This window comes from Hydrogenophaga aromaticivorans, from assembly GCF_013387465.1.
Taxonomy (GTDB): domain Bacteria; phylum Pseudomonadota; class Gammaproteobacteria; order Burkholderiales; family Burkholderiaceae_C; genus Hydrogenophaga; species Hydrogenophaga aromaticivorans.
In genome coordinates, this window is sequence record NZ_VYGV01000016.1 from 279,015 (window position 1) to 290,507 (window position 11,493).

The window sequence follows — 11,493 nt, forward strand, 5'->3', positions numbered from 1 at the left end:
GACGATGTGTCAACCAACATCATTTCGAAGCATGTGCTGAAGGTGGACGCGGGTGGAATAGCCACCCCATTGGCTTCGATATTGTTAGGGCACTAAAGGGCTGCTTTGCATGCAGTGGCTCTATGACTTGTTCAGGATCGGCTCGCGATGTCCATGTTCGTCGACACCGGTCCTTCGATCCTGTGCATTACCAAGGACCGCTGTCTGGCTTAGCCGTAAACTGGCAGTCCCGACCATAAATCGCCGTTGGTGTGTCGGCGAGCATTCGTTTAACGCTCACTGCGAACTGCGTCAAACATGATTTAACGCTCGACCAACATGGATTCCATTGCGCTGCGGTGACATTTTCTAAATTTTTTGCCACTACCACAAAGGCATTTTGTCGTATGGTCACTTGTAGCAAGAATGACCATGAGGATGGTCCACTGCTTTTCCTTTGCAAGACGCTGAAGTTCATATGCATCTTGCCCGCCAATAATAATTTCTTGTGTAGACACTGGGTATTTGACTTTTATTGATCGCTCAAGAGATTCAATTTCAATCAATCTCTTTACTTCTGGCCTTGTTGATATTGCAACCTGGGTGGTTGGCATGCGAGACATTTTTTCACTAAAGTCAAAAGTCAAACTGGGATCAGGAAGAAAAAGCAGTTTCGTATCTCCATATTTTGATGGTGTGATGCACTTAAGCTTACCGTCAACACGGACGACTGCGTGCCCAATGCAATCCAAAAGCACATTCTCCCAGATGGCGATCTCCCAACCTAGAACCATTTCTCCTGGATTGCTCAGGAGATAGTTTTTGACGTTGAATACGCATTTGTTTATCAACGCATCATGCTCTTGAGCGCGTTCGACAAAGATTGGAATGCCACTTGGTACGAGCTGCGTACAGCCTTTCACGATCGCTGGAGTGATGCGATCTGGAGTCTTGGTTGGGCTGATATTCATCGCTGCCTCAGAGTGGTGTTTGCAATCAATGTTTATAATTTGACCTGACGAATTTAGGGGATGCGCCAAAGAGAGGTGGCGAGTCCCTTGGGGCGATAGGCTGGATGCCGCCGCACCACTGATCACTCCTGAATAAATGCCCTCATGGCCTGAATGGAATCGACAAGCTCCTGTGCCGTAAAGCGAGCGTTGTGTGCATTTTCGGGATGATGAATTTGGTGTCTAATATAATCAGTTAGCACAACTTGGCATTGTTCCGTTGAATTGTCTCTGCGTAGCTTGGTATAAGTTCTAAGTGGTTTGCCATTCCTGTATTCATTCAGGATGCCTTCCGCCTCTACATATCCGTAAAGTTCATTGTGATATTCGTATGTCGCCTCACCGAATGCAGCGAAATTGACTTCATTCAGACTAGGGTATGGGAGCTCACTTTGCTGCACGCGGCACATTCTATTATTAGCATCTCCTGTGACAAGGAGAATATTATCGAAATTTAGTCGCTTCACGATTTCAGGGCTATGGGTTGTGAGAATCACCTGTGTATTCGCTGCAGCTGATAGTGATATGAGCGCGTCCGTGAGTCCACGTTGGTGCTCTGGATGTTGAGAGGTTTCCGGCTCTTCAATTGCGTAGACGATAGTTTGAAGGTTTGACTCGTTTAGCCTTCTCTCAGCCTCTGCGCGGAAAAAGCTAATCAGGACCAGACGTTTAACGCCGCTACCCCTTTTATTGATTGGAATATCTTCATCTCCAGAAATTGAGACGCTCTTAAAGACATCTGCCCACTTAAGACTAGCTGGCTCTGGAATCTGCGGATCAAGAGATTTTGCAATGGCTGGGTTCAATTCCTGCAGTTTTGCCAGAGTTCTTTCCGCTACATTTTCAAGCCGAGCTTTAACTGTTTCAGCAATAGCAGCAAGATTGGCCTGAATCGTGGGATCGTTAAGAATCTCCTTGACAGCAATCTTCATCGGATCCTGCACCTCATCATCAGAGTCGGTATTTTTCCTGTCCGACTGAAATAGGGTGTAAAGCGGCATGTAAGACTTTAATTGCTCCCAGATGTTTTTGCTATCAATTTTGGAGATTTCGATCTCGTAGCTCTGCAATTGAAGGTTGGTCTGTCCTTGCCAAATAGCCCGTCTCAGCTCAGCACTTTTAGTTTTGTCTTGGCAATCCAGTCCTTGGTCATCGAGAATCTTTCTGAGATCCTGAATCTTCTTTGTCAGTAGATCATTGCACTCTGGATTTATGGGGTGGTTCGCCCTTATGAATACCTTTTCCTTGCCGGCCCCAGGATATCGTTTAATAATTTGTAGCGTGCTATCGACTGACAGAAGAAACTCATCTGCAAGGGTTGTCTCATTCGTGGCATCAATGAGGATTTTCTGTGGAAGGTCTGTGAATTCGACCTCAATCTCAATGCAGTCTTCTCCGTTCGAAAGACACGTCTTGTTTATGTCATCCTTGTCAAGCTTGATGCATCCTTTTCCTTCGTTAAAGAAGATGTCTAATGCTTCAAGTATCGTTGACTTCCCAATATCGTTCCGACCCACCAGAACACACAGGTTTTCTATTTCTACACGTACCGGTTCTTTGTATCCACGAAAGCGGTTCACCCCTATAGATTTAATTTTCATTATTTCCTCGCCTATACCTTAATTTAGTTTATACCGCCAAAATGTGTGCATGCCAAAATTACGGCCGTTTGGCAAAATTGCATTGACATTTCAGAAGCGCGTTTAAAATCAACTGGGTGGCCTAATCTGGCGGATAGATGAAACGTTACCTAGTTCATCAAAGTTAACCAAGCGTCGAGAAGCATGAGCGAGATGGCCCGTCGGACCCGCAAGCTGATTTTCAGTCTACTCGGGCAACCACATTCGATGCATCAGAAGTTGCCAACCACTGCAACGGGGATGGCGGCGATGCCTTGTCAGGTGCCCGCTCAGGGTCGGTACCACCAGTCCAGGTGAGGGGGAGGCAGTCGGTGGTGCGGCGCCAGCCGGGGCGCGAAGTCCTACGACCGAAGTACCTCATACAGCCGCCATTCATGCCGTCGCCTGTCGCAGGGCACATCGACTGCTTGCTACCGATGAGCGTGAGTACACCCGGCGCTGACGACAGGCTCCAAACGCTGCAAGGCCGCATTTGGGATTCGAAGGTCGCTTGAGGCTGGGTGCTGTCGGTGACCTTGCACGCCTGAATGTCGGCAGCCGAGGTCACCTGTCCTTCAAGGACGGAAGGGTCGAACGACCGCAGCACAACCGTCACCTGCCTCTCAACACATGCCAGCCTGGTCGCGCTTCGCGAATGCCTCCTCGCGCCCGAGGTGAGTGGCTGTGCTGGACCCAGTGCGGGCACGTGGCGGATTTCAGAGCGAATGACCGGTCCAAATTGGAACTTGAACCTTCGCCGCGAACGTTTTGGAACCCGTCCAACAAAGTGGGTCAACTCCAACTCCAGTGGAAATATTTTTTGAGATGCTGTAAGGAGATAGCCACGCTGGACGACTGAGAAACATTTCGCTGATCAACTCGTTCACCCGCCTTATGCACGACACCCTGCCGCTGCTCACCGCCACCGACTTCCCCGCCATCAGGCGCCGCGCTCTGAATACGTTGCAAGTCAACCTCGGTTACCGCTGCAACCAGTCCTGCCTGCATTGCCACGTCAATGCCGGCCCCAACCGCACCGAGATGATGGAGGCGGACACGGTGGACATGGTGATCGAGGTGCTGCAGGCGCGGGGCATCAGCACGCTGGACCTCACCGGCGGCGCGCCGGAGCTCAGTGCCCACTTCAGGCGCCTGGTGGTGGCGGCCCGAGCCCTCGGTGTCGAGGTGATTGACCGCTGCAACCTGACCATCCTCAGCGAGCCTGGCCAAGACGGTCTGGCCGCCTTTCTGGCCGAGCAAGGCGTTCAAGTGGTGGCTTCCATGCCGTGTTATTCCCCGGCCAACGTCGACCGCCAGCGGGGCGATGGCGTGTTCGACCTCAGCATCACCGGGCTGCAGCAGCTCAACGCACTGGGTTACGGCGCCGAGGGCAGCGGCCTCACGCTGAACCTCGTCTACAACCCACAGGGTCCGTCATTGCCACCACCCCAGGGCGCGCTGGAAGCCGACTACAAGCGTGAACTGTTGCAGCACTTCGGCATCCGCTTCAACCACCTTTTTGCGCTGACCAACATGCCGGTGCAGCGTTTCGGCAGCACCCTGGTGTCCAAGGGCACATTCGCCAGCTACATGCAACTGCTGCGCCAGGCGTTCCAGGCCGACAACCTGGAGACCGTGATGTGCCGCTCCATGATCAGCGTGGACTGGCAGGGCGATCTCTACGACTGCGATTTCAACCAGATGCTGGGGTTGCCGGCCCGCCTGGGCAAGGCCTACCGTCCGCACTTGCGGGACCTGCTGAAGGCCAACCCGGAAGGCGAATCCATCCGGATCGCCGACCACTGCTACGGTTGCACCGCAGGCCAGGGCAGCAGTTGCGGTGGCGCGCTGGAGTCGGCCGGCATTGCCACCGCGACCGTTTCTGTTCGTGCCGTGCACAACGGCCTCGCCCAACCCGTTTCATCTGGAGACCACCCATGACCGTGTTTACCCGCTGGCTTGCCGGCCTGTTCCTGCTGCTCGCAGCGCTTTCCGCACAGGCGCAAATCACGCCGTTGAAATTCGGTGTTGGCCTGTTTCAGCCCGATCGGGAACGCAACGATGCCACCTACCGGCCGCTGGCTCAGCACCTGTCCCAGCGGCTGGGCCGACCGGTGGAGCTGCGCACGGTCGACAGTTGGGAAGGATTGGCCAAGTCGCTGGCCAACGGCGAGACCGATCTGGCCCTGATGGGCCCCTGGGGTTATGTGCTGGCCAACCAGGCTGCCGATGCCCAGGTGGTCTCGACCATCCTGTACGAAGGCAAGCCCGAGTACTTCGCCATGATCATCACCCACCCGGACTCCGGCATTCAGTCGGTGGCCGACCTCAAAGGCCGGACCTTCGCCTTTGGCGACAAGGGCTCCACCTCCGGCTACCTGATTCCGCTGCACTTCTTCATGAAGCAAGGCATCGATCCCGCGAAGCATTTTTCTCGCGTGCTGCACACCAAGCACCAGGCGATCCAGACCCAGGTCACCGCCGGGCAGATCGACGCCGGCGCCGACTACAACCGCAACCGCGACGCCATGATCGCGCAAGGCCTGATCAAGGCCGAGCGCTCGAAGATCATCTGGCAGTCAGACCCGTTGCCCAACGACGCCTTCGCGGTCAGCGAGGCGCTCTACAAGGACAAGGCCTTCGTGGCGCGCCTGCAAGCCGCACTGGCCGAGGTGGGCCCCTTGCTCAAGACGCAGCCGAATTTGCTGCCGCCAAATTACACCGGCTTCATCCACAGCGACAACCGGGCCTACAAGCCGATCCGTGACGCGGGCCTGGCCACCGGCATCCTGCAACCCAAGTGAGTGCGCTACAGGTCCACCCAGCGATCTGGCCATGGCGGTGGTCGGGCCGGGCACGCTTTGCGCTGCTGGTGCTGGCCTATGCACTGCTGGTCGCGGTGTGCCTGGGCAGTCTCTGGGCGGCGGGCGAGCTGTCGATGGGCCGCAACCCCGTGGCCAACCTGATCAAGTCGATCGGCGAGTTCGCTTACCCGAGTTTTCTCGATGTGTGGTTCGGGTCTGAACGGTTGGAATACCGCAGCGATGATGGCTCCCTGCTGCGTGTGGAGAACCGCCGCGTGGTGGAGGCCGATTTTCTGGCGGCGCTGGGGCGAGCGACCTGGGTCACGTTCCAGATCGCCACCCTGGGTTCGTTGCTGGGCGCCGTGCTGGCCTTGCCATTGGGCCTGTTGAGTGCGCGCAACCTGGGTGCGCCGCGCTGGCTGGCCTGGGCAAGCAAAGGCCTGCTCGACGTGCTGCGCGCGATCCACACCCTGGTGTTCGGTCTGGTGCTGGTCGGCATCGTCGGCCTGGGCCCGACCGCCGGCATCCTGGCGATTGCGCTGCATTCCATGGGCACCTATGGCAAGTTGTACGCCGAGTCGGTGGAGTCGCTGGACATGGGCGCCATCCATGCCGTGCAGGCCACTGGGGCATCGCGCACCCAGGTCTTCTTCAACGCCGTGTGGCCCGCCGTGCTGCCCCAGTTCGTGTCGAACCACCTCTACATCTGGGAGTTCAACATCCGCGACTCGACCATCCTCGGCCTGATTGGCGCCGGTGGCCTGGGCCTGCTGATCTCCGAGGCCGTGAGCCTGTTCCAGTGGAGCCGCCTGGCCACCATCTTGCTGGTCGTCATTGCCCTGGTGGTGGTGTTCGACACCTTGTCGCGGCGTATCCGTCAGGCGTTGCTGTGACACCCGACATGCACGCCATCGATATCCGCGATCTGGCCGTGAAGGCCGGCGCGCGAACCTTGCTGCGGCTGGACGAACTTTGCATCACTGCGGGCGAGCGGGTGGCCATCGTTGGACACAACGGCGCAGGCAAGTCGACCCTGCTGCGGGTGATCGGCGGCCTGCTGACCCCCACCGAAGGCACGGTCCATGTGCTGGGACGCGACCTGCAACAGCCGGTGCCCGATCTCGCGCTGCGCGTCTGGCGAAGCCAGGTCGGCCAGGTCATGCAGGGCCTGCACATGGTGGCCCGGCTGAGCGCACGAGAGAACGTGCTGATCGGCGCCCTGGGGCGCCTGAGCGGCTGGCGAAGCTGGAGCCGCCTGTACCCGGCTGCGCTGGTGGCCGAGGCCGACGAGGCGCTTGCCCTAGTCGGCCTACAGGGAAAGGGCGACATCCGCACCGACCGGCTCTCCGGCGGCGAGCGGCAGAAGCTCAGCATCGCGCGCCTGTACCTGCAGCGCCCGCGCCTGATCCTGGCCGACGAGCCCACCGCCAACCTGGACCCGGCCGCCGCCGCCGATGCCTGCCAGTGGCTGGGCAGCGTCGCCCGGGGCGCGACGCAAATCACCGTGGTGCACCAGCCCGCGCTGCTGCCCCTGCTGGCCGACCGGGTGATCGGCCTGCGCGAGGGCGCGCTGGTGTTCGATCTGCCCACCGCCGACGTTGATTCAGCTCGACTGGATGCGCTCTACGAACCGGGTGCACAGGGCAACCGACCGACCCTGGACGTTTTCTCTCGCCTTTCGTCGTCGGCGCCACCGGCCACGACACGTCGCCCGTCCGTAGGCACCGCGGCCTGCCAGCCAGGCTGACCAAGGAAACCAATCATGACTCTGGAAGTTCTTCTCCCAACCGCCAAGGCCGCCTCAACGACCCATGACCCGACGGCTGCGGTCGCCGGCAGAAGCTGCCCGCTGCACTACCGCTATGCGCCATCGGTGTTCGCCAGCGAGGCGCCGGAGCGTTTGTCCGGGCTCGATGTGCTCTACGTCGTGGGCGGCCTTTACGGCAACGAGGCCGCGCTGAAGCGCGTGGTCGAGCTGTTTGAGCGGGAACGTGGGCGCGCTCGCATGGTCTTCAACGGCGACTTCCACTGGTTCGACGCCGAGCCCGCCATGTTCGCCCGCATCCAGCAGACGGTGTTGCGCTTCGATGCTTTGCGGGGCAATGTGGAAACAGAACTGGCCGACGAGAGCCGTGACGGCGATGCGGGCTGCGGTTGCGCTTACCCCGACTGGGTGGGGGACCTGGTGGTTGAACGGTCCAACCGCATCCACAAGACACTGCGAAGTTGCGTGACGCCCGAACAGCGGCACGAACTGCGGGCCTTGCCGATGTGGCTGCGCGCTGATGTCGGCCCGTTGCGCCTGGGTCTGGTGCATGGCGACGCGCAGTCACTGGCCGGCTGGGGCTTTGCCCAGGAGCACCTGCGCGATGCCCGGCACCGCGAGCAGGTCGGGCGCTGGTTCGACGAGGCCGGCGTGCATGCCTTCGCCAGCACCCACACCTGCCTGCCTATTTTTCAGCGCCTGCCTTCCGGGCCGCAAGCCCAGGCACGCTGGGTGTTCAACAACGGTGCCACCGGCATGCCCAACTTTCAGGGTGATGCGGCGGGCCTGATCACGAGAATCGCGCGCACGCCGTTCACGGGTGCCGAGCGGCGGCTCGGCGTGGTCGAGTGTGGGGTTCACATCGACGCCATCGCCATCGAGACCGACACCACCGCCTGGCAGACACAGTTTCAGCAACTGTGGCCCGAGGGCAGCGATGCCCACGCCTCGTACTTCAACCGCATCCAGCACGGCCCGGCCTACCAGCCGCAGGACGCCGTGCGTCAAGAGGAGAACTGAACCATGCTCGCCATCATCGGAGGCACCGGCCTCTACGAACTCGACGGCCTCGACATCCATGAACGCCAGGGCGGCGACACGCCGTTCGGAACGCCATCGGGTGAGGTCTTGCGCGGCACGCTGCATGGTCAAGAGCTGCTGTTTCTGGCTCGCCATGGGGCAGGGCACCGGTTGCTGCCGCACGAGGTGAACTACCGCGCCAACGTGTATGCGCTCAAGCGTGCCGGTGCCACCATGATGCTGGGCTTCTCGGCCGTGGGCAGCCTGGCCATGGAAGTCGCACCCGGCGACCTCGCCATGCCGGAGCAATACATTGACTGGACACGGGGCGCGCGCGAGCGCACCTTCTTCGGTGGCGGTGTTGCGGCGCATGTCTCCACCGCCAAGCCGGTGAGCGGTGCGCTGGTCGACTCGGTTGTGGTGGCCGCTGAACGGGCCGGGCTGTCGGTGCACCGGGGTCTGACCTACGCCTGTGTGGACGGTCCTCGCCTGGGCACGCAGGCCGAGAGCCATCTGCTGCGCCAGATGGGTTGCCACCTGGTGGGCATGACCAACGCACCCGAGGTGTTTCTGGCGCGTGAAGCCCAGATGGCCTATGCCACCGTGGGGCTGGTCACCGATTACGACTGCTGGCTCGACGACCCCACGCAACACGTCAGCGTGTCCGCCGTGTTCGAGCTCTACGGCCAGAGCCTGGCCAAAGCCCGGCGCCTGCTGGACGCGCTGTTGTCGGGCGCGCTGCCGGTGCCTGAGACGTCCATCCGCACAGCGCTCACAGGGGCGCTGCTCACACCCGACGAAGCGATGTCCGAGGCCCAGAGAACATGGGTTTCCCAACTGCGGGCGTGATGCGGTCTTGAAATCACTTCTGACCGCCAGACTCGGTCTGCAAGGCCAGCCCTTGCTGCAGAGGCGCCTCGGCGGCTGCCAGCCAACCCGCTGGTAGCCTGCTCAGGTCGTCGGGCTCATCCATGTCGTGCAGCGTGGGCAAAGTGACCAGGCGCCAGCCCAGCAGAGCGATCCGGGACTGCGTCGCCTGCGCCACGCTGGACGTGCTCCAGGCAATGTCCTGGAACAGGCTGGCATCGAAGCGGTTCAGCGCCAGCAAAACATAACCACCGTCAAAGGCCGGCACGAGGGCGGCATCGTTGGTGCGCAGGCCGTCCGCCGCCGCTCGAATCCGCTCGGCGGAAAGTTCCGGGCAATCGGTCCCCATCAACAGCACCGGGCGGCCCGCATCCAGCACGCGCCGTGCAGCGCGCGCCATGCGCTCACCCAAGTCGCCCTGTCCCTGATCGCTCAGGCTCAGCGCCGCGTGCTGTGGCAACAGCCCCGACCACGTGGGGTCTTGAGGTGCCGGCGTGACGCACACCTCCACGGTGCCCACCCCGCAGGCCAGCGCCTGTTCCACCGCATGTTTCAACATCGAGGCGGCGAGGCGGGCGGCGCCCGTGGCACCCAATGCCGGAATCAGTCTCGTCTTGGCAAGACCTGCGACGGGGGCTTTGGCGAAGACGATGATGTGGGCAGTGTTGACCATGTTTTTTCTACTGGTACAGCCGTGCCAGCTGGTCGGCCGGCGTACCGCGCCAGTAGGCCCAGCGCAGGCGCCACATCAGCAGCACGGTGCGCCAGACACCCCGGCTTTCCCAACGGCGTCCCGAGGTGAGCACTGGGTCGCTGATGCACGCAGGGCGCGAACGCCTCAGCAGGCGGGACGACAGTTCGATGTCTTCCATCAGTGGCTGGTCCGGAAAACCACCCACGGCGTCAAACGCCTCGCGGGTGACAAAGATCGCCTGGTCGCCGGTGGCGATGCCTGTCCAGCGGGATCGCAGGTTCATCAGCCTGGCCACCACACGCAACAGGGGGTGGCTCCCGTCGATCACCACGTCGAAACGCCCCCAGGGGGCACTGGACTTCTGCATCACCCGGTGGATGGTGATGAGGGCGCCTTCGGGCAACAGGGTGTCGGCATGCAGGAACAGCAGCACATCGCCCGATGCGTGCGCAGCACCCAGGTTCATCTGCCGGGCGCGCCCCCGTGGCGACGACAGCACCCGCAAGCCCGCCCGCACCGCCAGGTCGGCACTGCCGTCGTCGCTGCCGCCGTCCACGATCAGCACATCGTTGCCCAGGCGCGCCAGCGCAGAGAGCCGCGCCAGCAGGCGAGGCATCTCCTGGGCCTCGTTGAGCATGGGAACGACGATGGAAAAGCGCATCGGGGCGTGAGACCGGTTCAGGGCAGGTTGTCGGTGAAACGGTAGAAGAAGTTGCCATCAATGAAACCATGTTCACCGACGACGTGTTCAAAGAAACCAAACTGCATGAGGCGGTGCAGGATCAACTGGCTCTCATGGCGTGTGATGTTGCGCTTGGCGCACAGCACGTCCACCGCCTCTTGGCCGATCCAGCAGCTCGGGTAGTCCTTGCCGAGGTAGCTGCGGTCCACCACCACCAGCCGGTCGCGCAGGGTCTGCAAGACCAGGCCAAGGTTGACGTTGGGCAACTGGGCCGGCGCGCGCAGGCGGAAGAACAGGGCCTCGTCGGCGAACACCTGTTCGTGCGCCACGTGGTACAGCAGGCCCAACGACTGCAGAGCCTGCCCGACCTCGACCGCCTGCGGACTGTCCAGCCGGAAATGCGAGCGTATCCATTGCACCGCTTCTGAGGCGAGGAAGCAGGCGGGGTATTTCTTGAGGTGGTAGCTGCGGTCGCGGATGTCGAGCTTGAACTGCAGCAGGTCCGCCAGCGCTTCGGCGTCCAGTCCGGTGCGGGCGCGGATGAGCGCGCGGGGCGACAGGCTGGATGGTGCTGTGGGGACGGCACGCAGGTAGCGGTCAAGCTCGTCGGCGGCCAGCGCAGGCAAACCCACGTTGGACGCGACCCGGTCCAACGCCTGTCGCAAGGGCGATGTCGGCCCGCGGTCAACAAACGAGGCGATCAGGTCGGCAAAGCCCAGCGACTGCACCCAGGTGCGGTCAGCCGGGCTGACGTGGCCGGCTGCCAGCCGGGTCAGCAGCGTGCGCGCCCTGAGCGCCTGCGGCCAGGTCTTGAGGATGCGATCGAACCGATGGGTGACCCTGGGCAGGGCGTTCGACACATCCAGGAACACCAGCGCGTGCGGGTCCAGGGCCAGGCGTTCCAGCTGTTCGGAGAGCGCAGCGCCTGGCGGCGGCAGGTTCACCGGGATGCATTGCAGGGCCAGCAGGCCGGCGCGCAGGGCGTCGCGGTCGGGGCCGTCGGGCAGTTGCAGGTAAACCTGCGGGGCGGGTGTCTTGGCCATGGTGGTTTCT

11 protein-coding genes are annotated in these 11,493 nt (G+C 61.1%); 6 read left to right on the forward strand and 5 right to left on the reverse strand.

The window, feature by feature from the left end; genetic code table 11:
• Window positions 1-302: 302 nt before the first annotated feature.
• Together F3K02_RS18415 and F3K02_RS18420 are read right to left on the reverse strand one after the other, a co-directional pair.
• Window positions 303-950, reverse strand: coding sequence for an SEC-C domain-containing protein (locus F3K02_RS18415; protein WP_177137077.1), 648 nt, complete (start codon window positions 948-950; stop codon window positions 303-305).
• A gap of 122 nt (window positions 951-1,072) precedes the next feature.
• Window positions 1,073-2,590 carry an ATP-binding protein gene (locus F3K02_RS18420; protein ID WP_177137078.1) on the reverse strand — a complete coding sequence of 506 codons (1,518 nt, stop codon included), beginning with the start codon at window positions 2,588-2,590 and terminating at the stop codon, window positions 1,073-1,075.
• A gap of 912 nt (window positions 2,591-3,502) precedes the next feature.
• On the opposite strand from F3K02_RS18420, the gene arsS reads away from it, so the two are divergent.
• The 6 genes from arsS to F3K02_RS18450 are packed head-to-tail and all read left to right on the forward strand — an operon-like array spanning window position 3,503 to window position 9,046.
• Window positions 3,503-4,549 carry an arsenosugar biosynthesis radical SAM (seleno)protein ArsS gene (gene arsS, locus F3K02_RS18425; protein ID WP_177137079.1) on the forward strand — a complete coding sequence of 349 codons (1,047 nt, stop codon included), beginning with the start codon at window positions 3,503-3,505 and terminating at the stop codon, window positions 4,547-4,549.
• The gene (locus F3K02_RS18430; protein ID WP_177137080.1) at window positions 4,546-5,412 is read left to right on the forward strand and encodes a phosphate/phosphite/phosphonate ABC transporter substrate-binding protein; all 867 of its coding nucleotides are present in this window, start codon (window positions 4,546-4,548) and stop codon (window positions 5,410-5,412) included. Before arsS ends, F3K02_RS18430 begins: the two co-directional genes overlap by 4 nt.
• Window positions 5,409-6,305, forward strand: coding sequence for a phosphonate ABC transporter, permease protein PhnE (gene phnE, locus F3K02_RS18435; RefSeq protein ID WP_343067105.1), 897 nt, complete (start codon window positions 5,409-5,411; stop codon window positions 6,303-6,305). The genes F3K02_RS18430 and phnE overlap by 4 nt, the downstream gene beginning before the upstream one ends.
• Before the next feature lie 8 nt (window positions 6,306-6,313).
• On the forward strand, window positions 6,314-7,159 hold the full coding sequence (locus F3K02_RS18440) for a phosphonate ABC transporter ATP-binding protein (protein ID WP_177137081.1): 846 nt from the start codon (window positions 6,314-6,316) through the stop codon (window positions 7,157-7,159).
• Between the two features lie 15 nt (window positions 7,160-7,174).
• Window positions 7,175-8,197, forward strand: coding sequence for a hypothetical protein (locus F3K02_RS18445; RefSeq protein ID WP_218179493.1), 1,023 nt, complete (start codon window positions 7,175-7,177; stop codon window positions 8,195-8,197).
• Window positions 8,198-8,200: 3 nt separating this feature from the next.
• Window positions 8,201-9,046 (forward strand): S-methyl-5'-thioinosine phosphorylase, encoded by an 846-nt coding sequence (locus F3K02_RS18450; protein WP_177137082.1) that lies wholly within the window; start codon window positions 8,201-8,203, stop codon window positions 9,044-9,046.
• 13 nt (window positions 9,047-9,059) lie between these two features.
• Here F3K02_RS18450 and F3K02_RS18455 read toward each other — a convergent pair whose 3' ends face one another.
• From F3K02_RS18455 to F3K02_RS18465, 3 genes are read right to left on the reverse strand one after another with little or no spacing between them, the layout of a single operon-like run.
• Window positions 9,060-9,737, reverse strand: a complete 678-nt coding sequence (locus F3K02_RS18455; RefSeq protein WP_177137083.1) for a TIGR04282 family arsenosugar biosynthesis glycosyltransferase — start codon at window positions 9,735-9,737, stop codon at window positions 9,060-9,062.
• Window positions 9,738-9,744: 7 nt separating this feature from the next.
• Entirely contained in the window at window positions 9,745-10,419 is a 675-nt protein-coding gene (locus F3K02_RS18460) for a TIGR04283 family arsenosugar biosynthesis glycosyltransferase (RefSeq protein WP_177137084.1), read from the reverse strand.
• Window positions 10,420-10,436: 17 nt separating this feature from the next.
• A complete protein-coding gene (locus F3K02_RS18465) occupies window positions 10,437-11,483 on the reverse strand; it encodes a DEP domain-containing protein (protein WP_177137085.1) in 1,047 nt (348 codons plus the stop codon).
• Window positions 11,484-11,493 lie beyond the last annotated feature (10 nt).

Coding starts and splice junctions, on each gene's coding strand:
- F3K02_RS18415 (WP_177137077.1), bottom strand. CDS start 950: ATGAATATCAGCCCAACCAAGACTCCAGATCGCATCACTCCAGCGATC.
- F3K02_RS18420 (WP_177137078.1), bottom strand. CDS start 2,590: ATGAAAATTAAATCTATAGGGGTGAACCGCTTTCGTGGATACAAAGAA.
- arsS (WP_177137079.1), top strand. CDS start 3,503: ATGCACGACACCCTGCCGCTGCTCACCGCCACCGACTTCCCCGCCATC.
- F3K02_RS18430 (WP_177137080.1), top strand. CDS start 4,546: ATGACCGTGTTTACCCGCTGGCTTGCCGGCCTGTTCCTGCTGCTCGCA.
- F3K02_RS18440 (WP_177137081.1), top strand. CDS start 6,314: ATGCACGCCATCGATATCCGCGATCTGGCCGTGAAGGCCGGCGCGCGA.
- F3K02_RS18445 (WP_218179493.1), top strand. CDS start 7,175: ATGACTCTGGAAGTTCTTCTCCCAACCGCCAAGGCCGCCTCAACGACC.
- F3K02_RS18450 (WP_177137082.1), top strand. CDS start 8,201: ATGCTCGCCATCATCGGAGGCACCGGCCTCTACGAACTCGACGGCCTC.
- F3K02_RS18455 (WP_177137083.1), bottom strand. CDS start 9,737: ATGGTCAACACTGCCCACATCATCGTCTTCGCCAAAGCCCCCGTCGCA.
- F3K02_RS18460 (WP_177137084.1), bottom strand. CDS start 10,419: ATGCGCTTTTCCATCGTCGTTCCCATGCTCAACGAGGCCCAGGAGATG.
- F3K02_RS18465 (WP_177137085.1), bottom strand. CDS start 11,483: ATGGCCAAGACACCCGCCCCGCAGGTTTACCTGCAACTGCCCGACGGC.